Source organism: Marinobacter sp. es.048, from assembly GCF_900188435.1.
In the GTDB taxonomy this organism is placed as follows: Bacteria; Pseudomonadota; Gammaproteobacteria; order Pseudomonadales; family Oleiphilaceae; genus Marinobacter.
The window spans coordinates 1214634-1239224 of the sequence record NZ_FYFA01000001.1 but is presented as its reverse complement, the minus strand read 5'-3'; the positions used below and the strand labels follow the sequence as shown (position 1 = coordinate 1239224).

At 55.5% G+C, this 24591-nt stretch carries 20 protein-coding genes; 8 read left to right on the top strand and 12 right to left on the bottom strand.

Annotation, left to right across the window (positions count from 1 at the left end; all coding sequences use genetic code 11):
* Positions 1-8: 8 nt before the first annotated feature.
* Together CFT65_RS05670 and CFT65_RS05665 are read right to left on the bottom strand one after the other, a co-directional pair.
* Complete coding sequence (locus tag CFT65_RS05670; RefSeq protein ID WP_088827009.1) at positions 9-1223, bottom strand: aspartate aminotransferase family protein; 1215 nt, start codon at positions 1221-1223, stop codon at positions 9-11.
* Between the two features lie 99 nt (positions 1224-1322).
* Positions 1323-2783 carry an exonuclease domain-containing protein gene (locus CFT65_RS05665; RefSeq protein WP_088827008.1) on the bottom strand — a complete coding sequence of 487 codons (1461 nt, stop codon included), beginning with the start codon at positions 2781-2783 and terminating at the stop codon, positions 1323-1325.
* Between the two features lie 162 nt (positions 2784-2945).
* Between CFT65_RS05665 and CFT65_RS05660 the strand changes: the two genes are divergently transcribed.
* Positions 2946-4082 (top strand): DcaP family trimeric outer membrane transporter, encoded by a 1137-nt coding sequence (locus tag CFT65_RS05660; RefSeq protein ID WP_088827007.1) that lies wholly within the window; start codon positions 2946-2948, stop codon positions 4080-4082.
* A 339-nt stretch (positions 4083-4421) separates the two neighbouring features.
* Here the strand turns inward: CFT65_RS05660 and CFT65_RS05655 are convergent, their stop codons facing one another.
* Positions 4422-5633, bottom strand: a complete 1212-nt coding sequence (locus tag CFT65_RS05655) for a CaiB/BaiF CoA transferase family protein (protein WP_088827006.1) — start codon at positions 5631-5633, stop codon at positions 4422-4424.
* A gap of 51 nt (positions 5634-5684) precedes the next feature.
* Positions 5685-6872, bottom strand: coding sequence for an acyl-CoA dehydrogenase (locus CFT65_RS05650; protein ID WP_088827005.1), 1188 nt, complete (start codon positions 6870-6872; stop codon positions 5685-5687).
* Between the two features lie 164 nt (positions 6873-7036).
* On the opposite strand from CFT65_RS05650, the gene CFT65_RS05645 reads away from it, so the two are divergent.
* Positions 7037-7813 carry a FadR/GntR family transcriptional regulator gene (locus tag CFT65_RS05645; protein ID WP_088827004.1) on the top strand — a complete coding sequence of 259 codons (777 nt, stop codon included), beginning with the start codon at positions 7037-7039 and terminating at the stop codon, positions 7811-7813.
* A 48-nt stretch (positions 7814-7861) separates the two neighbouring features.
* Here the strand turns inward: CFT65_RS05645 and CFT65_RS05640 are convergent, their stop codons facing one another.
* From CFT65_RS05640 to CFT65_RS05615, 6 genes are all read right to left on the bottom strand, one after another.
* Complete coding sequence (locus CFT65_RS05640; RefSeq protein ID WP_088827003.1) at positions 7862-9178, bottom strand: TRAP transporter large permease; 1317 nt, start codon at positions 9176-9178, stop codon at positions 7862-7864.
* Between the two features lies 1 nt (position 9179).
* On the bottom strand, positions 9180-9683 hold the full coding sequence (locus CFT65_RS05635) for a TRAP transporter small permease (RefSeq protein ID WP_088827002.1): 504 nt from the start codon (positions 9681-9683) through the stop codon (positions 9180-9182).
* Between the two features lie 56 nt (positions 9684-9739).
* Positions 9740-10753, bottom strand: a complete 1014-nt coding sequence (gene dctP / locus CFT65_RS05630; RefSeq protein ID WP_172408425.1) for a TRAP transporter substrate-binding protein DctP — start codon at positions 10751-10753, stop codon at positions 9740-9742.
* A 59-nt stretch (positions 10754-10812) separates the two neighbouring features.
* Positions 10813-11412 carry a 3-isopropylmalate dehydratase small subunit gene (leuD, locus tag CFT65_RS05625; protein ID WP_088828166.1) on the bottom strand — a complete coding sequence of 200 codons (600 nt, stop codon included), beginning with the start codon at positions 11410-11412 and terminating at the stop codon, positions 10813-10815.
* Positions 11413-11418: 6 nt separating this feature from the next.
* Positions 11419-12816 (bottom strand): 3-isopropylmalate dehydratase large subunit, encoded by a 1398-nt coding sequence (gene leuC / locus CFT65_RS05620; protein WP_088827001.1) that lies wholly within the window; start codon positions 12814-12816, stop codon positions 11419-11421.
* Positions 12817-13015: 199 nt separating this feature from the next.
* Positions 13016-13801, bottom strand: coding sequence for a GntR family transcriptional regulator (locus CFT65_RS05615; protein ID WP_088827000.1), 786 nt, complete (start codon positions 13799-13801; stop codon positions 13016-13018).
* A 137-nt stretch (positions 13802-13938) separates the two neighbouring features.
* On the opposite strand from CFT65_RS05615, the gene CFT65_RS05610 reads away from it, so the two are divergent.
* From CFT65_RS05610 to CFT65_RS05585, 6 genes are all read left to right on the top strand, one after another.
* Positions 13939-14496 (top strand): nuclear transport factor 2 family protein, encoded by a 558-nt coding sequence (locus CFT65_RS05610; RefSeq protein WP_088826999.1) that lies wholly within the window; start codon positions 13939-13941, stop codon positions 14494-14496.
* A 75-nt stretch (positions 14497-14571) separates the two neighbouring features.
* A complete protein-coding gene (locus tag CFT65_RS05605) occupies positions 14572-15468 on the top strand; it encodes an isocitrate lyase/PEP mutase family protein (protein ID WP_088826998.1) in 897 nt (298 codons plus the stop codon).
* 32 nt (positions 15469-15500) lie between these two features.
* A complete protein-coding gene (locus tag CFT65_RS05600) occupies positions 15501-16178 on the top strand; it encodes an isochorismatase family protein (RefSeq protein ID WP_088826997.1) in 678 nt (225 codons plus the stop codon).
* Positions 16179-16256: 78 nt separating this feature from the next.
* Positions 16257-17201, top strand: a complete 945-nt coding sequence (locus CFT65_RS05595; protein WP_088826996.1) for a polysaccharide deacetylase family protein — start codon at positions 16257-16259, stop codon at positions 17199-17201.
* On the top strand, positions 17198-18133 hold the full coding sequence (locus CFT65_RS05590; RefSeq protein WP_088826995.1) for a polysaccharide deacetylase family protein: 936 nt from the start codon (positions 17198-17200) through the stop codon (positions 18131-18133). Before CFT65_RS05595 ends, CFT65_RS05590 begins: the two co-directional genes overlap by 4 nt.
* A gap of 3 nt (positions 18134-18136) precedes the next feature.
* Positions 18137-19537 (top strand): FAD-dependent oxidoreductase, encoded by a 1401-nt coding sequence (locus CFT65_RS05585; protein ID WP_088826994.1) that lies wholly within the window; start codon positions 18137-18139, stop codon positions 19535-19537.
* 116 nt (positions 19538-19653) lie between these two features.
* Here the strand turns inward: CFT65_RS05585 and aceF are convergent, their stop codons facing one another.
* Complete coding sequence (aceF, locus tag CFT65_RS05580; protein ID WP_088826993.1) at positions 19654-21333, bottom strand: dihydrolipoyllysine-residue acetyltransferase; 1680 nt, start codon at positions 21331-21333, stop codon at positions 19654-19656.
* A 10-nt stretch (positions 21334-21343) separates the two neighbouring features.
* Positions 21344-24007 (bottom strand): pyruvate dehydrogenase (acetyl-transferring), homodimeric type, encoded by a 2664-nt coding sequence (gene aceE, locus CFT65_RS05575; protein ID WP_088826992.1) that lies wholly within the window; start codon positions 24005-24007, stop codon positions 21344-21346.
* Between the last annotated feature and the right edge of the window lie 584 nt (positions 24008-24591).

Below are 24591 nucleotides of genomic sequence, written 5' to 3'. Positions count from 1 at the left end.
AAAACTCCTTAGGACGTCAGTTTTTTCACCGCCGCTTCGAAACGCTCGAGGGCTTCGTCGATATCCGGTTCCGGGATGATAAGAGACGGCGCCAGACGAATAACGTTCGCGCCAGCCACCAGAACCATCACGCGCTCTTCCAGACCGGCGTTGAGAAAATCTTTGGCCTTGCCCTGCCATTTTTTGGTCAGAACACAGCCGAGCAGCAGGCCGGCGCCGCGAACCTCACTGAACACGTCATAGCGCTCGCCGATGTCCATCATGCCCTTGCGAAGCTTCTCAGAGCGGGCTTTCACGCCCTTGAGAATCTCCGGCTGACTGACGGTATCCACCACTCTTTGCGCCACGGCGCAGGCCAGGGCGTTACCGCCGTAGGTGCTGCCGTGAGTACCTACACCCAGACTGGCGGCAACTTTGGCCGTGGTCAACATGGCCGCCATCGGGAAGCCACCGCCAAGTCCCTTGGCACTGGAGAGAATATCCGGCACCACGTCGTACATCTGATAAGCGTAAAAGTGACCGCTCCGGCCAACGCCAGACTGAACCTCATCAAACACCAGCAACGCGTCATTTTCGTCGCACAGATCTCGCAGCCCCTGAAGGAATGCCTGGTCGCCCGGCATAACGCCACCCTCACCCTGAATGGGCTCGACCACGACCGCACAGGTTTTCTCCTTCGAGATCAGCTTTTTCACGGATTCCAGGTCGTTGAACTCGGCATGGTGAATGCCGCCGGGTGCCGGCTCGAAACCGTCCAGGTATTTCGGTTGGCCACCGACGCTGACGGTAAACAGGGTGCGCCCGTGAAACGAATTCTTGAACGAAATAATCTCGTTCTTCTCTTTACCGTGATGCTCCCACGCGTAACGACGGGCCAGCTTGAACGCCGCTTCGTTGGCCTCGGCTCCGGAGTTGGCGAAGAACACGCGTTCGGCAAAGGTGAGGTCACACAGGGTTTTCGCCAGACGCAGGGCGGGTTCGTTGGTCATCACGTTGGACAGGTGCCAGATTTTCTCAGCCTGATCGTGCAACGCACCTACCAGCCCCGGATGGGAATGGCCCAGACAGGTCACTGCGATGCCACCCTGGAGATCAATAAACTCGCGGCCTTCCTGATCCCAGATCCGGGAGCCCTCCCCTCGCACCGGAATGATGGAACCGGGAGCGTAGTTGGGCACCATGACTTCATCGAACAGTTCGCGGCTGACGGGTTCTTTATTCATAAATCTCTCTCGGGAAAGCGGCTAAGCAATTAAAAATAGTAGAGTGGCCGCGCCAAACAAGTAAGTAGGTGTGCGGACTCTTGCACCATAATACGCCACTCACGGCATAAGAACATCCGGTTCCCCCATGGCCGGCAACTCAATCACCCGCTGCTGTTCTTGCCCGCCCTTTTTTCTGTCCATGAGGGCGCCGATCAAAAGCTTGTAGGAATCCAGATCAAAGGTGACCGCCTGGCCGCGGAGGGAGAGATCCTCCAGTTCCTCCTCTTCGTGCAGAGTGGCCACATGCATCCAGTTATAAACCACCAGGATGTCCTTGCGGCCGGACCGGGCATCCTGCTCCACTATCCCGACCGGGCCTTTCCAGGGCCAGGTCTTGAGTCGCAGACTGTGAAAGGCGATCTGTACCCTGAGGTTGTAACGTTCCACATTCTCAAGCTCTTCGCAGGCACCCTTGCAGCGCCCGAGGGTGCGCTGGAAACAGGGGCCATCGTGCTCTGGCTCCAGCCCCAACAGCCGATTGCACAGTTCATTTTTCGAAGCAATGCCGCTCAATGCCCGCTCCGCATCCCGCTTGCTTCGGAACAACCCGAAATAATCCCCCAAACGGTGGGGCTCGATTTCACGAACCAGCCGCGCCTGGAGGTAACCCGCTTCGTTTTTCGAGAGTTCGATACTCACCAGATTCTTGGCCGCCCGGGAGCGGCGGTTGAACAGAGGCTTCAGGCCCTTGATCTGCTTGAGCTCCATTAGCAGTGCCCCGAGCTCGCCGGCTGTTTCTGTCCACTCGACACGGCGCAGGCTCTCGGACATCCGCACGCCCCGGGCAGAATTGTGATCACCGGAAAAATGTGAAGCCACGCGCTGGGCAATGTTGGTGCTCTTGCCAACATATAAAAGCACATCGTTTTCGCCGTAAAACCGATACACCCCGGGGCCCCGAGGCACGTCATGAAGAATATCCGACGGGAGGTGAGATGGAATACTGGGCCGTTGCAACAGTTCCCGCAGGGCACTGTCGAACTTCCCGTGTCCTTTTTCTGAGCGTGCATGCTCGAAGAAGGCCAACATGGCGGACACATCTCCCATGGCACGATGCCGTTGAACCCGGGCAAGGCCATGGCGGGCAATCAGCGCATCCATGTTATGCCGGCGAAATTCCGGATACAGCCGACGGGACAGCTTGACAGTACACAGCACCTTCGCCGAGAACAGGCGCCCCAGCTTGCGGAACTCGGACTTGATAAAACCGTAATCAAAGCGGGCATTGTGAGCGACGAACACCTTGCCCTTCAGCTGCGCTTCCAGCTCATCCGCCACATCTTCAAACAACGGCGCATCAGCCACCATCTCATTGGAAATACCGGTAAAGTTCTCGATGAACGGGGATATCCGGGTTTCCGGATTCAGCAGCGTCTGCCACTCGCCCACCACCTCACCGGCCCGCCAGAACCGGATACCAATCTCGGTAATCCTGTCCCGGGCTGGATTGCCGCCGGTGGTTTCAATATCAAGAAACGCGAACGTGGCTGACTCAATAACTGTACTTTCGGACGTCATGGAACAACTTTACGCCTCGTTGGCAACTGCAGATGTCTGTATATGAACGAAAAGCTGTTATAGACATTCGTCTAATTTCTGCATGAATTTATTTGAATTGTCACGAATTCGTAACTACCTTGTTTCTGGGTCCAACAACAAAAATGTGTGGAGACAACAACGATGCAAAGCAATAAATTAAGATTGGCGATTCGTGCAACCGCGGCAGCAGCAGTTATGGGTGTTGCCTCCCAAGCGGGTGCGATGACCCTGAGCGTGGGAGATGATGTCGACGCAAGCCTCTACGGCTACGCGCGCCTGAACATGAGCTATGACATCGACGGCAACCGTGCAGTGTCGACTCGTGCCGGCTCACTAGCCCCATCCGCAAATGAAGACGTTACCGGTCATTTTGGTGCTGACGTTAAGCAAAGCCGTCTGGGTGTAAAAGTAACCCACGCTAACGGCGTTGGCATTACCGTCGAAGGTGATTTCCGTGGTTCCGGCAACAGCGCGGGCAGCCTGCGCATGCGTCATGCCTACGGTACCTACAACGGCTGGCTGGTTGGCCGCACATGGTCCAACACAATCAGCTTCGTAGCCGCTACACCACTTCTCGACTTCGACGGCGTGGCAGGTAGCTTTGGCAGCTGGGATCGCACAGAGCAGATCCGCTACACCACTGGCGGCATGTCTTTCTCCATTGAAGATCCGGGTCCCCAGGCAGTACTGGGCGCAGGTGGCAATACTCGCACCTCAGCTCCCGCTTTCACTGCGCGTTTCGAAGGCTCGTCTGACATGCTCTCCTATGGAGCCTCTGCTTCGGCCAGTCAAGTCACAGCCGATGATGGCACGAACGACGACAGTGCTATCGGCTACTCCGTAGCGGCCGGTGCGAAACTGAAACTGACTGACATGTTCTCTGTTCAGGGCACATTCAACTACACTGATGGTGCTACCGGTTATCTGTGGCGCTCCGGCTCCAACTACTACGGTCCGGCCGCCTACGTCGATGGCAACAGTGTGGAAACCATCGAAGCCTATGGCGGTAACGTAGGTGTGAGCATGGCGCTGGGTGGCGGCAGCAGCATCAACGTGGCCTATGGCATGACCACTATGGACCTGGACGATGCGATCGCTGCAGGTGCAACGACCAATGCGGATCCGGAGACCAACCAGAACGCTTTCGTCAACTATATGTGGACACCGGTCAAAAACGTCATGCTGGGCGTTGAATACGGTTACTTCGATCAGGAAACCGTTGCCGGCGACTCTGCTGACGCTAACCGTCTGCTGTTCGCAGCTCAGTACAGCTTCTAATCCTTCCTTTTTAGAAGTTAACTCGAAAAAGCCCCGGCATCTGCCGGGGCTTTTTCGTTTCTGGGCCACTGCCTGATTCACTTTGGCAGCAGCCATTACGGGTTCGGCCAAACAAGACTTGCACGAAACTGCTGACGTCATCCAAACTGTCAACGGATCCAGGGAATAGTCAGTCTGTGTCCACAAGGGCGCCTATCACACCCTCCCTCAGGAGCCGTGATCGAATTCGAACTGTATAGAAAGGGAGAAAATCCCGATCAGTTAATTTGCTGTTTATGCGGGGAAGAAAATGCTTGAAGTACTGCGACCAGGTGATCGCAGTACCAAAGGTAACCTGACTTACCGAATAACACCTTTATCGCGAAGGTTATCCAGGTAGTCTTCCCGATCAGGGAACAGTTGCGAGAGCACACTCCGGGTGTGTTCGCCAAGCTTGGGCGGGGGCTGGTCTGCATTCAGAGATGCGTCATTGAAACGAACCGGATTGCTCACCAGGCTCATCTCGCCAGCCTCCACGTGTGTCATTTTCATTTGCATTCCCCGATGCTGTACCTGAGGGTCCGCAAATACCTGCTCAACGCTGTTAATCGGGCCGCAGGGCACGCCCTGCCGTTCCAGGGCGTTTAACCAGAACTGAGAGGGGTGACCACGAATCAAGCGCTCGATTTGCGGAATTAAAACAGCACGATTCAGTACTCTGCTACGGTTGGTCGCAAAGCGTTCATCCGAGGCCAGCACCGGAACCCCGGCAACTTTACAGAACCGCTGGAACTGGCTATCGTTACCCACCGCCAGGATGATATGACCATCCGCTGTCGCGAAAGCCTGATAAGGCACGATATTGGGATGGGAGTTGCCCAGCCTCTGCGGGGACTTACCGGAGGTGAGAAAATTGAGTGCCTGATTCGCCAGCATACTGACCTGCACATCCATCAGGGCGAGATCAATCCAAGTCCCCTCCCCGGTCCGGTTCCGACCCATAAGGGCTGAAAGAATAGAGGTTGCAGCGTACATTCCGGTGAACAAATCGACCACCGCCACGCCGACCTTCATCGGGCCGCCACCGGGCTCGTCGTCCGGATTTCCGGTTATGTCCATCAGCCCCCCCATACCCTGGAGGAGGAAATCGTAGCCTGCTCGCTTCGAGTAAGGACCATTCTGACCAAACCCGGTGATCGAGCAATATACGAGGTCCGGCTTGATCTGCTTAAGACTCTCGTAATCCAGACCGTAACGTTTCAGGCCACCAACTTTGAAATTTTCCAATACCACGTCACTGGTGGCAACGAGCTCCCGGATCAGAGCCTGCCCCTCAGGTTGAGCTATGTCGACCGCGATAGAGCGCTTGCCCCGATTGGCCGATAGGTAATAAGCGGCCTCGTGGGTCCCGTTAAGGTACGGAGGCCCCCATCCTCGGGTGTCATCTCCCCTTTCCGGATGCTCGACTTTGATCACTTCCGCACCAAGATCGGCCAGATGCTGGCTGCACCATGGGCCGGCCAAGATACGAGAGAGATCAATAATGCGTATTCCCTCTAAGGGTTTTTCCATCACGATTCTCCCGAGCGGGGCACAAGCCCCGCTATGTCACTTGGCCTATGTTCAGAAAAATGCCTGGATGCCGGTCTGAGCTCGGCCCAGAATAAGAGCATGCACGTCATGAGTACCTTCATAGGTATTCACTGTCTCCAGGTTGACCATGTGCCGCATAACCCCGTACTCATCGGCGATGCCGTTACCACCGTGCATGTCGCGAGCCATTCGGGCGACATCAAGGGCTTTGCCGCAGTTGTTACGCTTGATCAGGGAGACCATCTCGGGCGCCCAGTTGCCGCTATCCATCAGGCGCCCCACCTGCAGGGCAGCCTGCAGACCCAGAGCGATATCTGTCTGCATGTTGGCAAGCTTCAACTGGATTAACTGGTTGGCTGCCAGTGGGCGACCAAACTGTTTCCGGTCAAGTGTATACTGACGTGCCGCATGCCAGCAGAATTCCGCCGCTCCCATAGAGCCCCATGCAATGCCGAAGCGGGCCTTGTTCAAACAACCAAACGGACCCTTCAGGCCGCTAACGTTCGGTAGCAAGTTTTCCTCAGGCACAAATGCTTCATCAAGCACGATCTCACCGGTGATGGACGCCCGCAGGCTCAACTTACCTTCGATTTTTGGAGTAGAGAAACCGTCTGTGTCCCGCTCAACGATAAAGCCGCGAATTTTCCCCTCATGCGCTTCCGACTTGGCCCAGACCACTGCAATATCAGCGATCGGGCTATTGGTGATCCACATCTTCTGTCCGGTGAGACGATACCCACCGTCCACTTTTTTGGCACGGGTATTCATTGAGCCGGGATCAGAACCATAGTCCGGCTCGGTCAGACCGAAACAGCCTACCATTTCGCCACTGGCCAGCTTCGGCAGGAATTTTTTCTTCTGCTCTTCCGAGCCATAGGCTTCGATCGGATACATCACCAGAGAGGACTGCACGCTCATGGCTGAACGGTAGCCCGAATCTACCCGCTCAACTTCCCGCGCAATCAGACCATAGGCCACGTGACTAAGACCCGCTCCGCCGTATTCTTCAGCCACGGTAGCCCCCAGCAACCCCATTTCACCCATCTCATTGAGTATTTCTCGATCAAAGCGTTCTTCACGATACGCCGTAAGCACGCGAGGTTGCAGCTCCTGCTGGCAATAGGCACGGGCGGCCTCACTGATCTGACGCTCTTCGGTACTCAGTTGCTGGGTCAACAGCAGCGGATCTTCCCAGTTAAAGCCGGATGAATGGGACATATCTAACCTCCAACGTGTGGGTGTCGTTTCAATTACCAACCACAGTTCGCGATTGGCCATAATGTGACTATTATATTTATACTAATAAATAGATTAATTCAACCAAGTCGTAAAAAAATATGCCGTGTGGCAGAATGCCCCTTTGATCGGAGACGTGAAACCTGATGAACGACAAGAACCTACAGATACCCAAGCGAGTAAAACGATCAGATCAGATTGTCGAGTCAGTGAAGCGCTGGGTTGCGCTCAACAGGATGCAACCGGGCGAACGGCTTCCCAATGAGCGGGAGCTGATGGAGCAGTTTCAATGCTCCAAGGGCACGGTTCGGGAGGCGCTGAAATCGCTGGAAGTTCAGGGCCTTGTGTCAATCCGCACCGGCCCGAACGGAGGCGCGATTCTCGAGCGAGTGCCCTATGAGAAAGCCAGTGCGTTGCTGAGAAACTTTCTTCATTTTGAGCAACCTTCCGGTCCGGAAATTTATGCTTTGAGGACGCTGGTTGAACCGGAGATCGCTGCCCTGGCCACGCCCCGCTTGACTACCGAGGACCTGGCGGAGCTCGACGCCCTGGTCAAACGCTGCGAAGTGACACCCGAAACTTTTGACGAGCGGATGGATCAGCGTATCGCCGAGCTCGAATTCCATGTGCTGCTGGCGCAGCGCTGTGGCAATGCGATGCTGGCGTTCATCGGCCGTTTCGTAAACGACATGATTCGCGATATGGTAATTTTCAAGAAATCCGCTCTACCGGAGCAACGTGAGTTCTCATGCGCCAATCTCAAATATCACCAGAAATTACTGGCGGCTCTCCATGCCCGCGATGCAGACAGAGCCCGCCAGCTGATGCACGAGCACATGGAATCAGCGGAGCACTTCAATCGCGAGCTTGAGGGCCAGCTCAACCAGCACTTCCTGGGCATGAGTCGGGGGATTCCGGGATAGGCCCCGCAGATCGGCGTAGACCATTCCCACAGAGCAATACCTGGCTCCTCAGTCAGCCGAAAGACCTGGCAACCAGGTGACGATATCCGGGAATATTATCATCAGCGCAACCAGCAACAGCGAGCAGGCGATGTAGGGAATCGACGCCATATAGATTTCCCGCATGGTGGTGCCCGGGGGCGCAACGCCCTTCATCACAAACAGATTCAGACCCAAAGGTGGAGTGGAAAAGCCTACCTCCAGTGCCACCAGTGTGATGATGGCGAACCACACCAGATCGAAACCCAACGATTCCGCCAGTGGGAAGAAGAACGGCACCGTGATCATCATGATGGAGATAGCTTCCATGAAGGTGCCGAGGGCAAGGAGCACCAGGAACATTGCAAGCAGCATGAGCAGCGGCGAGAGATCAAAGCTTACAGCCCACTGGATCAGACCGCTGGAGGCACCCGAAAATGCCAGCAGCTGACTGAATGTGGCGGAACCGAATACAATAAGATATGCCATCAACGTCACTTTCAGTGCGCCAATTACAGATAGCTTGAAAGATTTCAGCGACAGGCCTTTGAACAGTGCGGCCAGAACAATGACACCCAGAGCGCCAAAGGCAGCTGACTCAGACGGTGTTGCGAAGCCACTGAGCATCATCACTACGATCATCACAATGATACTGAGCATGGGCAGGATATCGCGGCCGAAAATCTTGAGCTTTTGAGCCAGCGGGACGGTCTCGACGTCATAGGCTGGCGCAGCCTGCGGATTGAGTTTGGTCTTGAGCCAGATGGTAAGCATGTAAAGTGCGGCCAACAGCAGACCCGGTATGATGCCGCCAATCAATACATCCCCGATATCAATCTTGGCCAATGTAGCCAGAAGCACCGCAATGGCCGAAGGCGGAATGATAATAGCAAGACCGCCCGTACCCAGGATCGGGCCGATGGACATGTATCTTTTGTAGCCGCGACGCTCCATTTCCGGAACCAGAAGAGAGCCCAGCAACGCCGTGGATCCCATAGAAGACCCGCTCAACGTGGAGAACGCGGTACCTCCGACCACCGTCACGTAAGACAAACGTCCTGGAACCCTGCCCATCAACTGATCGATGGCGTTGAACATTCTCATTCCCAGGCCGGTCCGGAAAAACAGCTCCCCCATCAACAAAAACAGCGGTATCGGCACGAGGCCAAAGTTGGACAACGCACCGAATCCATTGTTGAGCACCTGGGTCAGGCCGGCGCTGCCACCCATGAAATACCAGGCGCCGACGAGGTTAGCACCAATAAATGCAAAGGCGACCGGCGCGCCAATCAACATCAAAATCAAGACAACCGACAGCAGAAAGAGTAAAGCTTCGTGCCAAGCCATATCAGACTTCCCCGTATATGGAGCGATGGAACGTATTCTTTGCGAAAATAAAACGGGTAAACTCAATTCCCATCAGGGCAAAGCTGATCGGATAAGTGACCGTAAAGATCCACATCGGGATGAAGTAAATCCGGACGTCATAGTCACCGCCCTGAACATTGGATATCACCAATTCCAGGCCCGTCCATGCCAGCACAAAGCTGATACCCGCACACAGAAACATGACGATTCGCGAAAGCACATCGATCGCACCAGACGGAAGTCGCGCGATGGCGACCTCAACAAAAACATGCCCCCTTTCCCGAACCAGCCAGGGCGCGCCCAGCAGCGTCAGGTAGAACATGGAGTATTCAGTTGATGTGAAAAGCCAGGCCGGCGGCTGCCCCCCTATGTTGCGGATGAGTACGGAGGCTACTACCGCGATCATCAGCCATAGCAGCATCAGGCCGGAGACGAGCGCCAGCGCATCAACCAGCTTGTCATAGAGGCGAACGAAGGGAGACATAAGACTACCCGTTGTCAAGAAAGGGGAAGGCCCGACGGACGCCGGGCCCGGGTTTGCTACTTGGTATCAGGCTTATTGAACTTCTCAACCAGTTCGTCGTAGTTAGTCAAGCCATCCGGGTGCTGCTCCATACGCGCACGCATACGGTTCAGTGAAGCTTCCTTGGCGGCATCAAGATAACGGGTTGCAGCCTCTCCCTCCAGCTCGAACGGACTCATGCCGTTTTCCTCAAGAGCGGCCTGCTGCTCGGCCGCCACTTCCGCAAAGCTTTCGGCGCTGTATCGCTCATGCTCGATAGCGACTCGCTGCAGGATTTCTTGCGCTTCATCACTGAGCTCGTTCCAGCTATCCAGATTGACAATCACCCCCATATCAGTCGAGTAGAAGGCAGGATCAATACGGTAGTTCAGGAACTTGTCCCAATTCAGGTCGCTCATGCCGATTTGGGTCCAGCCTGTGGCATCTACAACGTTACGCTCCAGCGCGGAGTAGACATCGGTCGTCGGCAAGCTGATTGGCTGAACTTTCAAATAGTCGGTGAAGAAAGCGTCATATACTGGATTACTGCGAAGACGCACCCCAGACATATCCAGATCGCCTTCATCATTCAGCTTCGGCTCATTGATGGTATACAGGTTATAATTTACCCCGCTGTCGAACCAGCCCAGGTAGTAAACGCCCATCTTTTGCTGATGGATCTCATTGAAAAGATCAATCCCGCCGGACTCACGGGCATAGACCGCATTGGTATTTGAAGAGATCAAAGCGTCCCGCTCAGGGATCTTGCCAGAGTAGAAGCTGGCAGCAGTGTATGCCATGTCGACGACGCCGTTGCGAACGGAGTCCGGCTGTTGGGGCAGGCCGATTACTTCTGGCCCACCGAGTACCCGGATCTGAATGACACCTTCGCCCTGCTCGTTAACCTTATCAACAAAGTCAAGGAAGCTCTGCGAATAAATCAGGGAAGACGGGAAGGCGTGAACCGCTTTGAGCTCTTGCTCTTCTGCCATCGCACCCATTGCACATAGCAGTGACGCACCAGCGGCAATAAAACGAATTTGCTTTTTCATGACAACCTCTTTTGTGCTTCTTGTTAAAGTTAATTTCTTTTGGCTTTCCAGCGCTCGTATTACCCTAGCCAAGGGTAATGTTTCCGATAGTTCTCTCGGAATTTTTCGATTTTTGATTTCTCTGCGAGTGTCAGATCAATATCGTCCCAACCATTCAAAAGCTTTAGCTTCCAGGTTGGATTGATCTCAAAGTAAACAATAGCACTTGCAACAGTGATCGTCTGAGCCGATAGATCCACCTCCATCTGCTTGGGCTCCGCATCCATGATCTCGAGCAATCGTTCACAGTCCTGCTCCGACACTAAAGCCGGCAGCAAGCCATTGTTCACGGAGTTCGAAGCGAAAATATCCCCAAAGCTTGGCGCTATAACGCAGCGGAATCCGAAATCCATCAACGCATAGACTGCGGCCTCTCGGGAAGACCCGGCGCCAAAGTTACGACGAGCCACCAGTATCTCGGAAGCCGCCGCATCGGGATTATTCAAAATGAATTTCTTCTCCGTACCGTTGCTGTCAAAGCGCATGTCATACAGAAGGAACCCGCCATAACCATTGGCTCGGGACTCTTTCATGAACCGGGCCGGGATAATCTGGTCTGTGTCAACATTCTCAAGCGGTAGCGGACAGGCCAGTGAAGACAATCGCGTGAACGGTTTCATATCCATTTACCCCAGAAGATCACGAATATCGGTAAGATGGCCAGTCAGTGCCGCTGCAGCAGCCATGGCCGGTGACATCAGGTGAGTGCGAGCGCCGGGGCCCTGCCTTCCCTTGAAATTACGATTTGTCGTCGACGCGCAACGCTCTCCACTGGCAACCAGATCACCATTCATTGCGACGCACATAGAACAGCCAGACTCGCGCCATTCAAGACCTGCATCCATAAATACCTGGCCCAACCCTTCAGCCTCTGCCTCGGCCTTAACCGCGGTAGAGCCAGGAGAAACGATGCCAGGAACCTTGCAGGTCTTGCCTTTGAGCAAATCTGCGGCGGCACGAAGGTCTTCGATACGGGCATTCGTGCAAGACCCGATAAAGATACGGTCAATGGTGACGTCGGTCAGTTTCTGTCCGGGTACAAGCCCCATGTAATCGAGGCTGTCCTGAATCTGACGAGACTTTGACGCTGAACTGGCGGAGGAGGGGTCCGGCACAGAAGCGTCTATGGGCAGAGCCTCCTCCGGGGACACGCCCCAGGTCACAATTGGGGCAATCTCTTCGCCATCGAGGATCACTTCCCGATCGAATTCCCCATCATCGTCACTGTAAAGCGTCTTCCAGTAGGCGATAGCTCGCGTGAGCGCTTCACCACGGGGACTATATGGACGCCCCGTAACGTATTCGATGGTTTTCTCGTCAGGGGCGATCATCCCACACCGGCCCCCGCCCTCAATGGATAAGTTACAGAGGGTCAGCCGCGCTTCCACACTCAAGTCGCGGATAACACTGCCCGCATACTCAATGGCGTAGCCGCGGGCACCGTCCGCACCCAGCCTGGAAATCCAGGCCAGCGCAATATCCTTTGCCGTGACGCCCGGCGCCAACTGCCCGTTTATGGTAATCCGCATTCGCTTGGGCTTGGTTTGCCAAAGGGTCTGTGTCGCCAGCACATGCGCCACTTCCGACGCACCGATGCCGAAAGCCAGGGCACCCAGAGCACCGTGGGTGGAAGTGTGGCTGTCGCCACACACCATCAACAGACCCGGTTGAGTAATGCCTTGCTCAGGGCCAACGACGTGGACAATCCCCTGGCGCGGATCATCAAGCCCAATCAATTTAATGCCGTGCTTACGGGTGTTTTCGACTAACTGCTCGATGACGTGGCGTATCTTCGGCTGCACCGCAATGAGGCTGCGGCTGGTGGTGGGCACGTAATGATCTGCGATGCCGATCGTGCATTCGGGATGGCGAACTGACAGCCCACGCTCAGCGATCTTGTTAAAGGCGTGAAACGACCCTTCATGTGCCAGATGCCGGTCTACCCATAACAAACTCTGGCCTTCGTCATTCTGGTAAATTTCGTGGGCCTGCCAAACCTTGTCAAAGAGTGTTTTACCTGCCATCGCCCTGCTCTCATTTTAGGACCATGGTTTTCCGAAACTTGTTTCCCCGAGACGGGGCGACGAAAACCTGGTCGCATGTCTTTTATTGTGATCATTATTTGTATTATTTACGATACAAATGAAGGTATACCAAGTTTTTGGACGATGTCAACTTATGATCAATCCGCCGTGCGTTCCGGAGGATTTACGCCCGCGGTCGCTACTCCGACGCCAGTGGCTGCCAATACCGGCCGCCTTCACCATCGGCGCGACAAAGGTCAATCTCGATGCGGTAGCGGTCGGGCCGATAAAGAGCATGGAGGTGCTCAACGCCTTTACCCTTTTTGTCATACACCACGCGATTAAGGGATATGAGAGGCGCACCTACCGCCACACCCAGAGCGTCTGATACGTCCTTGGTTGCCAGAGTTGCCGAGATCGTTTGCGTGGCATGATCGAGATGCACACCACTTCGCTCCAGCAGGACAAACAACGGCGTGGTCGCCAGCTCATCTTCGTTGTAGCTGAGAGCAATGCGCTCGGGCACGTAGGTGGTGAGATAAGAGAAAGGCTTGTCCCCGGCGAGCCGCACCCGAATAGAACGCTGGGCGCGTTCGGTTGATCCAAGACGAAGACGTTCCCGGACACCGTCCGGGGGATAACCATAACTGAACTCGAGAAGCCGAACGCGAGAACTTTCGCCCATCTTCACAATATTGGGCAGCAAGTTGGAAACGCTGGCGGTCATCACAGTGGCACCGACTGGCTGCTCGCATACCAGAGTACCGACACCGGGCTTGCGCATAATCAACCCTTCGGCAGTAAGCGCTTCGAGAGCCCGGCGCACCGTCACCCGTGACACCCGGTGCTCCTCTGCCAGTTTGAGTTCTCCTGGAATTTTGGTTCCGGGCGCCATGCGTCCACTGACTATGGCATCTTTCAGCAATAGAAACAGCTGGTGGGACTTGGTGCCGCCAGGCCCCTTAGTGTACAGGGGTGTATCCATGTGGCTTACCTCTCAGTTACGCGGCCATCAGCACTTGACAGCTCACAGGAATCGCACATATAAATGTATTATTAATAGAACAAAGAAATAATCAAGCAAAGACCCCAAAGCTGTCTTTGCGCGAAGGAGGATTTGCCATGCCGATGTTACAGGTCAACCTGTTGAGGGGCTATAACAGCGAGTTGAAGAGCCGTTTATCAAGAGTTCTTACGGCTGTCATTTCCGGTATTACCCGGGCCAAACCAGAGACCATTTCTGTCTGGATCGACGAGTTCGACTCGGATAATTACAGCCGAGGCGGCCAGGTGCGACAGCCCGGGCCTGGCGCTGCCGACCCCGAGACATTGGTCCGCGACTACCTTACGGCGATGGAGCAGCGTGAATTGGACACGGCGCGCCGCTATCTCAGCGAGGATTTCGTGATGACCTTTCCCGGCAGCGGCGACCTCACATCTCTCAACCAGCTGGTTGAGTGGTCCAAAGGGCGTTATCGGTTTGTCAAGAAAACAGTAGCCGCCGTCAATGTCGCGTACGAGATGGGCGAGGTTGTTGTGTTCGTAAATGGCACCCTTTCCGGTGAATGGCCGGATGGCGCCGCCTTTGACAGCGTTCGTTTCATTGACCGTTTTGAGATTAGAGATGACCACTTAGTCCGCCAGGATGTCTGGAACGACCTTGCTAACGCTCAAGCATAATCGCCAACAATGCCCAGTCCGCAGCAACAACCATTCGGGTTGCTGTTTCACGAAAATCATGATGAGCACTGACTTATGACAATAACTAACACTCTTGGCACCCCAACGACTCTGAAAGACCGGTTACAAAGCCCCAACATCGTGTTGGCCCCCGGCGTTTACGATGCCTTGAGCGCATCATTGGCAGAACAAGCGGGCTTCGATACTGTTTATTTATCCGGAGCCAGCCTGGCATATACCAAGCTCGGCCGTCCGGACATTGGTCTGATGAGTCTTACTGAGGTGAACGATACCCTGGCCCATATCCGTGAACGCAGCGACATCTCCATCGTTGTCGACTGCGACACCGGGTTTGGTAACGCCCTGAACGTCATACGCAGCGTTCGACTGCTGGAACGCTCTGGAGCCAACGCCATCCAGCTGGAAGACCAAACCTACCCGAAGCGCTGTGGTCACTTGCGCGGGAAAACCCTGGTCAGTGCCGGTGAGATGGTTGGCAAGATCAAGGCTGCCCTGGATGCCCGACTCAGCGATCAGACACTGATCATCGGCCGGACCGATGCTATTGCCAGCGAGGGCATAGACAAGGCGTTGGAACGCGCCGAGGCTTATTATGAAGCGGGAGCGGACATGATTTTTGTGGAAGGCATACGCTCGTCCGAACAGATTGACCAGGTAATGGGACGTTTCAAAGGCCGCGTTCCGGTGATGGCCAACATGGTAGAAGGTGGTGACACACCGCTTCAGGATGCGCCCACCCTGCAGTCGATGGGCTTTTCCCTGGTCATTTTCCCGGGTGCACTGGTACGCGCCTTCACTTACATGGCAACTGAGTTCTTTTCCACTCTGAAGCAAGATGGCACTACCGATAATTTCCGTGATCGGATGCTGGATTTCAAACAACTCAATGATTACCTGGGGACTCAGCGCATGCTGGAACTTGGTCAGCAGTATGAAGACCGCTCACACTAAGCCCTACGATAATCAAATTCAGGAGGAGCACGATGATTTCCACCGATAAAACTGCCAAAGAAATTTTCCACGAGGTCATGCAGAACCCTCAGCGGGTTCCTTTCGGGTTTGGCAAGAAAGCAGTCCTGGTCAATGTGGATCCGCAGAAGTCCTATACCCGCACCGATCTGTACAAGACCGCTTACGAAACCGACCCGCGCCAACTGGAATATGTCAATGAGCTGGCCAAACGTTTCCGGGCGCTGGACTGGCCGGTGGTGTGGACCCATGTGGCTTTTCTGGATTCGGCGGAGGATGCCGGTGTATGGGGCACACGTACAGACACACCGGACTCACTGCAAAACATCAAATATGGCTCGGACCGCACCGCGTTCGATGAGCGTGTGGACATCGATGAATCCCGAGACGTGATCTACACCAAACGCATGCCTTCAGCATTCTTCGAGACCCCCTTGCAATCGCTGCTTGTCTGGCATCAAGTGGATACTGTGATCGTGACAGGCGGCTCAACCTCCGGTTGTGTGCGTGCGACGGCGGTTGAGAGCCTGTCTCGGGGTTATAGGACCATTGTTCCCGAGGAATGCGTGGCCGACAAGCATGAAAGCTACCACTTCGCCAACCTGACCGATCTGCACCTGAAGTATGCGGATGTGATGAAAGTGCAGAGTGTGCTGGACTGGCTGGACGAAAAGATCGCCCAAAAGGGCTGATCATTCCCGCTAGGTCCCCCGGCGGCGGGAAGCAACAGTCCCGCCGCCTCTCACTCCTGAAAACAAGAGGCGGAGGTTATGAAAGAGAGTCTTGGCGTCTACGATTACTGGCCGTACCACAATCGCCCGAAGATACGATGGCCTAACGGGGCACGGGTAGCCTTCTGGGTGGCACCCAATATCGAATTCTACGAACTGGACCCACCCTCTAACCCCTATCGCAAGGCTTGGCCCCAGCCCAGCCCGGCACTACCGGGATACACCATCCGGGATTACGGCAACCGTGTGGGGCACCGCCGCCAGATGGACCTCCTGGACAAGTATGGCATCCGAGGCTCAGTGTCCTTATCCGTGGCCCTTTGCGAGCACCATCCGGAAATCATCGATATGGTATGCGAGAGAGACTGGGAGCTTTTCAGCCACGGCATTTACAACACCCGTTATACCTACGGCCTGAGCGAAGAACAGGAGCGCGACATGATCCGCGACTCCATCGAGACGATTCATCGTCATAGCGGCCAGAAATGCGCCGGCTATCTGGCGCCAGCCCTGTCCCACTCCGAGCAAACCCTGGATCTGTTCGCGGAGGTGGGGTCGGAAATGTTTGGTGATGACGCCGGCTTCTATACCTGTGACCTTTTCCATGATGACCAGCCCACGCCGGTACGGGTGCGCAATGGCAAGCGTTTCATATCCATGCCGTACTCCCTGGAGATGAATGACACCATTGTTTACGCGGTCAACAAGGTGGAACCTCGCCATTATGCCACAATGTTGAAGCGCCACTTCGATCGTCTCTATGAAGAGGGGAAGGACTCCGGCACCGTGATGTGCATTCCTACTCACAACTATCAGGTGAGTTGCCCGCACCGCATGAAAGCCTTTGAGGAGGCGCTGGAATACATCACTGGCCACAGCGATGTCTGGGTAGCAACCGGCCGAGAGATAGCCGAATACTATCTATCCAACTATTACGACGCAGCCCTGGATGACATTGCGAAAAAGAAGGGGAGTGTGAAATGAGCTTGGACAAAGACTACCTGGAATATCCCAAACGGGCCTATGGGAATGACCACGACCGCTTCGATTGGTCCATGCTGGCAGACCGGGCGCCGATTAAGTGGCCAAACGGCAAACGACTGGCGGTGTGGATCAACACGTCTTTGCAATTGTACCCAATGAACCAGCGCGGCAAACCGTTCAAGGTACCCAATGGCATGACCATGCCCTACCCTGACCTGCGCCACTTTACCTTGCGGGATTACGGCAACCGCGTCGGAATCTATCGCTGCCTAAGGGCCTTCGACCGGTATGGCATTCTGCCCACTTTTGCGATTAACAGTCAGCTGGCTCAGGACACGCCATACCTCTTGGAGGCATTGAAGGACATCGGTGGTGAGTTCATCTGCCATGGCTGGAATATGGACCATCTCCACTATGGCGGGCAGGACAAAGAGGAAGAAGCCGAGCTGGTGAAGCGCTCTGTGGACACGCTCCGTGCGTTGGTGGAGTCTCCGGTCCGGGGCTGGTTGAGCCCGGCCAAGAATCAGAGCTGGCATACCCCGGACCTACTGACGGCCAACAGCATCGAATACTGTTGTGACTGGGTCAACGATGACATGCCCTATCACTTCCGCACCGCTAACGGCCCGCTGACCATGATGCCGCTGACCACGGAAATCGAGGACCAGTTCATCATCGGCCAGAACCTGCATTCCGAAGATTCCTGGGTGGAGCAAGTAAAGGACGCATTCGACTTTCTGCTGACCGAGTCCGCCAATCAGGGCGGTCGGATGCTGGCACTGAACATCCACCCCTGGATGATTGGCCAGCCGCACCGTATCAGCAGCCTTGAAGCAGTTCTGGAGTACATTACCGGGCACGAGGAGATTTGGCAGGCTCCTGCCGGAGACATCCTCGATGCCTTCAATGCACAAATGGGCCAAGAGGGCTGAACCATGGCGGACGTCCTTACCGATGGCGCGACCCTGGACTTTGAAATCGAAATGCCTCTGGTGATTGTGGGGGGTGGCGCCTGTGGTCTGGTGGCGGGGCTTGCAGCCATATCTCAGGGAATTGATGCGGTTGTTCTGGAGCGTGACGAGACACCACGGGGCAGTACCTTCATGTCGTCCGGTTTTATCCCCGCTGCTGCCACCAGGTTTCAGAAAGCAGCTGGCGTTGACGACACACCCGAGCAAATGGCCGACGACATCCAGAATAAAAATGGGCATCAGTCGGATCCTGCTATCGTTGAAGCTCTTACCCAGGCTTCCGGTGAAGTAATCGAGTGGCTGGCCGACGAACACAAAATTCCGTTTGAGCTAGTGGAAGGTTTCCTCTACCCGGGCCACAGCCGCTTGCGCATGCATTGTACGCCCCGACGTACAGGGGAGGAGCTCATGGCTTGCCTGCTGAATGCGGCAGAGCATGCAGGACTGCCAATTCTGACCGAAGCTCGAGTCACCACTCTCCACGTTGACGAGGAGCGGCGGGTGCGTGGCCTGTCGTATCAACGACGCGATGGCACCACCGAACAGATTGGCTGCACGAACCTGCTGTTGGCCTGTAACGGTTACGGAGGCAACCAGGACCTAATCGGACAGCATATCCCGCAGATGGAAGGTGCGCTGTACTATGGCCATGAGGGAAATCAGGGTGACGCCGTGATATGGGGCCAAGCCCTTCAGGCCAGCCTGAAAGACATGGGGTCATACCAAGGCCACGGCTCGCTCGCATGGCCCCATCAGACCCTGATTTCCTGGGCGGTCATGATGCAGGGTGGAATCCAGCTGAATTTGCAAGGCCAGCGATTCTCGAACGAACATGGTGGCTACTCAGAGCAGGCAGCCAAGGTAAAGGCCCAACCCGAAGGCATAGCTTTTAACGTGTTTGACACCCGTATCCATGAACAATGCCTGCAGTTTGAGGACTATCGTAATGCCCACGCGGCAGGGGCCGTGAAGATTTTCGACACGCTGGAAGACTTGGCCGATGGACTGGAAATGCCAAGGAGCGAGGTCCTTAAAACTTTTTCAGAGATTCACAGCCTAAGCGAGCAGGATCGAACCGATCGCTTTGGCCGACAGTTTTCTGCGGAGCAACAACTGGTACCTCCCTACCATGTAATCAGGGTTACCGGTGCCCTGTTCCACACCCAAGGCGGGCTTGAGATCAGGACTGACGGGAGAGTTCTGGATGCCGAAGGGGACCCACTACCTAACCTTTTCGCCGCAGGCGGGGCTGCCAGAGGCGTATCTGGAGCAGGTGACAATGGCTACCTCTCAGGCAATGGCTTACTCAGTGCGGTTGTTATGGGGGCATTGGCCGGGAGGGCGGCTGCAGCGAGGCTCGACTGAAGGCACATCCTTGTGCGCTTGTTTCGTGCCATCCCTGGCCCTCAACAGCTCTGAGTCGCAGCACCCGCCTCTCGACACCCCGAGCCATCAAGACTGGGGGCGAATTCAGCGGAGAGTTACAGCAGCAGGGACCGAATATCCCCCAAAACCTGCGTCAGCAGATTGGTGAACCGGGCGGCATCCGCACCATTCACCGCACGGTGATCGTAGGACAACGACAGCGGCAGCATCAGCCGAGGCTGGAACTCCTGGCCATCCCAGACCGGCTTCATTGCCGCCTTGGAGACACCCAGAATAGCCACCTCCGGCGTATTCACGATCGGCGTGAACGCGGTGCCACCGATACCACCGAGACTGGTGATGGTAAAGCACGCGCCCTGCATCTCCGCCGGCTTCAACTGCTTGTCCCGCGCCTTCTGGGCCAGCTCGGCACTCTCGGCTGCCAGCTCCCACAGCCCCTTTTGGTCCACGTCACGGATGACAGGGACCATCAAGCCATGCGGCGTATCCACCGCGATACCGATGTGGATGTACTTCTTGCGAACCACCTCTTTGCGCTCCATGTCCAGCGACACGTTAAACTGGGGTAGTTCCGCCAAAGCGGCCGCACAGGCCTTGAGCAGGAACGGAAGCGGGGTCATTTTGACGCCCCTCTTCTCGCCCGCCGCCTTTTGGGCCTTGCGGAAGCTCTCCATCTCGGTGATGTCGGCTTCGTCGAACTGGGTTACGTGAGGCACATTCAACCAGCTGCGCTGCATGTTGTTGGCCGTGGCGAACATCATCCGCGACATGGCCTCACGCTTCACTTCACCAAACTGGCTGAAGTCCGGCAGCTTGACCCCGGGGATACCGGAACCGGTGGCAACGCCCCCGCCCTGCTGAGCCTGCTTGAGCTGGCCCTTCACATAGGCTTGGACGTCGTCTTTCAGAATCCGACCTTTGGGACCAGAGCCCTTGATGCGGGCCAGATCAGCACCCAGCTCACGAGCCAGCTTACGCACGGCCGGGCCAGCATGGACCTTGGCACCTGGCGTAGGTGCCTCATAGGTTGCTCCCTGAGGTTCGGGCTTAGACTCTGCTTCCTGCTTTGGCTTCTCTTCGGACTTCGGCTCGGATTTTTCTTCCTTCGCCGGTTCTTCAAACGCCGACTCAGAGGCTTCTCCTTCGTCGCCGCCTTCTTCCTGAACCGTCATCTCCAGCAGCTCATCGCCTTCAGAGAGCTTGTCACCCTCGGAAACCAGGATCTTGCCCACCTTGCCCGAGTAGGGAGAGGGAATCTCCATGGTCGCCTTGTCGGATTCCACCGTTACCAGCGGATCGTCGGCTTCAATGCTATCGCCTTCAGCGACGTTGATTTCGATTACCGGAACATTGTCGAAGCCATCCAGCGCAGGAACCTTCACGGTCTCCTTGCGGGAGCCACCGGAAGCCTTTTTCGGCGCCGGCTTGCTCTCTTCAGATTTCTGCTCCTCTTTGGCCTCGGTCTTTTCCTCGGATTTTGCTTCAGCCTTTTCCTCGGATTCATCGCTGCCGGTATCGTCAGAGCCACCACCATCGGCGCTGGCCTCCATCATCCCTACGACGTCGCCTTCCTTGACCTTGTCACCCACCTTGACGGTGATCTTGGTGATCTTGCCGGCACCGGGCGACGGCAGCTCAACCGAGGCTTTGTCTGACTCAACGGTCAGGATCGGATCTTCTGCCTCAACCGAATCCCCAGCACTGACGGTGATTTCGATAACCTCGACCTCATCCGCACCGCCGAGATCCGGAACCTTGATTTCCTGCTCACTCATGGCGGTCTCCTTAGCTCAGCACCGGGTTCGTTTTGTTGCGATCGATTCCGTATTTGCGCATGGCTTCGAGAACCACATCGTTCTTCACCTCACCGTCCTGGGCTAGGGCTGACAGCGCCGTGACTGTTACGTAGTAACGGTCCACTTCAAAGAAGCTGCGCAGCTTTTCCCGGGTGTCACTGCGGCCAAAGCCGTCGGTACCGAGAGTCAGGTAGGTTTTGGGGATGAACGCCCGGAGCTGCTCGGAGTGCAGCTTGATGTAATCGGTGGAAGACACCACCGGCCCTGTCTGCTTTTCCAGACACTGGGTGACGTAGGCCTTCTTGGGCTTGTCATCCGGGTGCAGGCGGTTCCAGCGGTCTACGTGCTGGCCCTCACGGGCAAGTTCATTGAAGCTGGTAACACTCCACACGTCGGAGGCAACTCCCCAGTCGTCCTTCAGCATCTGGGCCGCAGCACGCACCTCGTTGAGAATGGCGCCAGCACCGAGCAGCTGAACCCGCGGGGTTTTCTTGCGGCCCTTGGTTTCAACAGATTCGAACAGGTACATACCTTTGATAATGCCGTCTTCACAATCCTTGGGCATGGCCGGCTGTTCGTAGTTCTCATTTTCAATGGTCAGGTAGTAGAAGACGTTCTGATTGTCCTCGAACATCTCTTTCATACCCTTGCGGAGTACGACTGCCATTTCGTAGCCGTAAGCCGGATCGTAGGCCTTACAGTTCGGAATGGTGTTGGCCAGCACGTGGCTGTGGCCGTCCTGGTGCTGCAGACCTTCGCCGTTCAGGGTGGTCCGGCCGGCTGTACCGCCGATCAGGAAACCACGGGCCTGGATGTCGCCAGAGGCCCACGCCAGATCGCCAACCCGCTGGAAGCCGAACATGGAGTAGAAAATGTAGAACGGAATCAGCGGGAAGTTGTTGGTGCTGTATGACGTTGCTGCTGCCATCCAGGCCGCCATGGAGCCATCCTCGTTGATACCTTCCTCAAGGATCTGACCCTTCTTGTCTTCCCGGTAGTACATGATCTGGTCACGGTCTTCCGGCACATATTTCTGTCCCTCAGCCGTGTAGATACCCAACTGACGGAACATGCCCTCCATACCAAAGGTACGGGCCTCGTCGGGTACGATCGGTACCACGCGCTTGCCAATACGCTTGTCTTTTGTCAGCGCGGTCAAAATACGGACAAATGCCATGGTGGTGGAGATCTTCCGGTCGCCGGAGCCGTCCAGTACCGCTTTGAAGATGTCCAGATCGGGAATTTGCAGCGGCTGGCAATCCTTGCGGCGCTTGGGATAGAAACCACCCAATTCCTGCCGGCGCTTCTTCATGTAGACGATTTCCGGGCTATCCGGCGCTGGCCGGTAGTAGGGAACATCATCAAGCTCGTCATCTTTCAGGGGCACAGCGAAGCGGTCCCGGAAGGCCTTGAGCTGCTCAACATCCAACTTCTTCAAGGAGTGAGCCGTGTTCTGTGCTTCACCAGCTTCGCCGAAGCCGTAACCCTTGATGGTGTGGGCCAGGATAACAGTCGGACGCCCACCGTTCTTGTTAATAGCATGATGGAAGGCTGCATAGATCTTGTAAGGATCATGGCCACCCCGGTTCAGCTTGTTGATCTCTTCATCCGACAGATCCTCAACCAGCTTGGCGGTTTCGGGGTACTTGCCGAAGAAATTCTTACGGGTATAGGCCGGGCCATTACTCTTGAAGTTCTGCAGGTCGCCGTCGCAAACCTCGTCCATGACGTGCTGCATCTTTCCTTCCTTGTCCCTCTCGAACAGGGGGTCCCAGTGGCGACCCCAGACAACTTTAAGCACGTTCCAACCGGCACCGCGGAAGACTCCCTCAAGCTCCTGAATAATCTTGCCATTACCACGGACTGGACCATCCAGACGCTGAAGGTTGCAGTTAACCACAAAGATAAGGTTGCTGAGGTTTTCACGGCCGGCCATGGAAATGGAACCCAGGGTTTCCGGCTCGTCGCACTCGCCGTCACCGACAAAACACCACACCTTGCGATCACCCATCTCGATGAGTTCCCGGCTATCCAGGTATTTCATCACGTGGGCCTGATAAATGGCCTGGATCGGGCCCAGGCCCATGGAAACCGTGGGGAACTGCCAGTAATCGGGCATCAGCCATGGGTGCGGATAGGAAGAAAGGCCAGTGCCGTCGACTTCCTCGCGGTACTTGTCGAGATCTTTCTCGTCAAAACGGCCTTCAAGGAAGGAGCGTGCATAGATGCCCGGAGATGAGTGCCCCTGGAAATAAACCAGATCGGATTCGCGCTTTTCGTCGCCGCCGTGGAAGAAGTAGTTGAAGCCAACATCGTAGAGCGTCGCAGCCGACGAGAACGAAGAAACATGGCCACCAAGATCGCCGGGACGCTGGTTGGCACGCATAACCATGGCCATGGCATTCCAGCGGATCAGGGAGCGAATACGGCGCTCCATGAAGAGGTCGCCGGGCATCGGCGCCTGCTGGGACACAGGAATACTGTTCCGGAATGGCGTGGTAATGGAATAAGGCAGCTCGGTTCCATCGCGGCTCGCCCTCTCGGAGAGCCTCTCAAGAATGTATTTGGCCCGGTCTACGCCTTCGTTCTCGATCAGAGATTCCAGCGCGTCCAGCCATTCACTGGTTTCAATGGGATCATCGTCCTGGTACATCAAACCCTCCCCTTGGCATCAAAAAGTGCAGCGCCGCCACGATCAGCAGCCGGGCGCGTTGCGGTGTCGATAAGCTGCGATGGAATGCAGTGTTTTGTTGTGGGTATTTCAGCCTGACAGGTGTACCGGCCACCAGTACACAGAACCTGTACAAAGCATAGAACAGCTTTCACACTTTTCCTGCCTGATCGCCCCGGTTTACGGGCTTTTGGCCCAAAAGATGACCGGCGTGCCGGCGAAGTGCGCGGATCAGCCCACCTGATTGCGTAGTATTTTTACTACATTTTAGTCGTTAAATTCAATCAGAGCCCTACGAACATCCTTTTCAGACGGACTTCTTGCGATTACTTACGGAAGAATGACCGTTTTTGGACCAACAGACAACCAGACTGCGACCAATGTCGTAGCATTCTTATCAACAAAAAAATTGATTACCACGCTAAACAATCTGGTCGCCGCCATTCGCCACTCATTCACAGAATTTAGCGATTTTTATTGAAATTACGGCCCTTAACTCCATTGCGCTCGCCTGATTTTCCGGAACTTTTTAATTAGACCTGAAAATAACATCCGATTTATGTATA

What these genes read in the sequence shown, in the direction of transcription:
- CFT65_RS05600 (WP_088826997.1), top strand. Translation starts at nt 15,501, where the DNA reads ATGATTTCCACCGATAAAACTGCCAAAGAAATTTTCCACGAGGTCATG.
- CFT65_RS05605 (WP_088826998.1), top strand. Translation starts at nt 14,572, where the DNA reads ATGACAATAACTAACACTCTTGGCACCCCAACGACTCTGAAAGACCGG.
- CFT65_RS05665 (WP_088827008.1), bottom strand. Translation starts at nt 2,783, where the DNA reads ATGACGTCCGAAAGTACAGTTATTGAGTCAGCCACGTTCGCGTTTCTT.
- CFT65_RS05670 (WP_088827009.1), bottom strand. Translation starts at nt 1,223, where the DNA reads ATGAATAAAGAACCCGTCAGCCGCGAACTGTTCGATGAAGTCATGGTG.
- aceE (WP_088826992.1), bottom strand. Translation starts at nt 24,007, where the DNA reads ATGTACCAGGACGATGATCCCATTGAAACCAGTGAATGGCTGGACGCG.
- leuD (WP_088828166.1), bottom strand. Translation starts at nt 11,412, where the DNA reads ATGAAACCGTTCACGCGATTGTCTTCACTGGCCTGTCCGCTACCGCTT.
- CFT65_RS05660 (WP_088827007.1), top strand. Translation starts at nt 2,946, where the DNA reads ATGCAAAGCAATAAATTAAGATTGGCGATTCGTGCAACCGCGGCAGCA.
- dctP (WP_172408425.1), bottom strand. Translation starts at nt 10,753, where the DNA reads ATGAAAAAGCAAATTCGTTTTATTGCCGCTGGTGCGTCACTGCTATGT.
- CFT65_RS05595 (WP_088826996.1), top strand. Translation starts at nt 16,257, where the DNA reads ATGAAAGAGAGTCTTGGCGTCTACGATTACTGGCCGTACCACAATCGC.
- CFT65_RS05610 (WP_088826999.1), top strand. Translation starts at nt 13,939, where the DNA reads ATGCCGATGTTACAGGTCAACCTGTTGAGGGGCTATAACAGCGAGTTG.
- CFT65_RS05635 (WP_088827002.1), bottom strand. Translation starts at nt 9,683, where the DNA reads ATGTCTCCCTTCGTTCGCCTCTATGACAAGCTGGTTGATGCGCTGGCG.
- CFT65_RS05645 (WP_088827004.1), top strand. Translation starts at nt 7,037, where the DNA reads ATGAACGACAAGAACCTACAGATACCCAAGCGAGTAAAACGATCAGAT.
- CFT65_RS05590 (WP_088826995.1), top strand. Translation starts at nt 17,198, where the DNA reads ATGAGCTTGGACAAAGACTACCTGGAATATCCCAAACGGGCCTATGGG.
- CFT65_RS05640 (WP_088827003.1), bottom strand. Translation starts at nt 9,178, where the DNA reads ATGGCTTGGCACGAAGCTTTACTCTTTCTGCTGTCGGTTGTCTTGATT.
- CFT65_RS05615 (WP_088827000.1), bottom strand. Translation starts at nt 13,801, where the DNA reads ATGGATACACCCCTGTACACTAAGGGGCCTGGCGGCACCAAGTCCCAC.
- aceF (WP_088826993.1), bottom strand. Translation starts at nt 21,333, where the DNA reads ATGAGTGAGCAGGAAATCAAGGTTCCGGATCTCGGCGGTGCGGATGAG.
- leuC (WP_088827001.1), bottom strand. Translation starts at nt 12,816, where the DNA reads ATGGCAGGTAAAACACTCTTTGACAAGGTTTGGCAGGCCCACGAAATT.
- CFT65_RS05585 (WP_088826994.1), top strand. Translation starts at nt 18,137, where the DNA reads ATGGCGGACGTCCTTACCGATGGCGCGACCCTGGACTTTGAAATCGAA.
- CFT65_RS05650 (WP_088827005.1), bottom strand. Translation starts at nt 6,872, where the DNA reads ATGTCCCATTCATCCGGCTTTAACTGGGAAGATCCGCTGCTGTTGACC.
- CFT65_RS05655 (WP_088827006.1), bottom strand. Translation starts at nt 5,633, where the DNA reads ATGGAAAAACCCTTAGAGGGAATACGCATTATTGATCTCTCTCGTATC.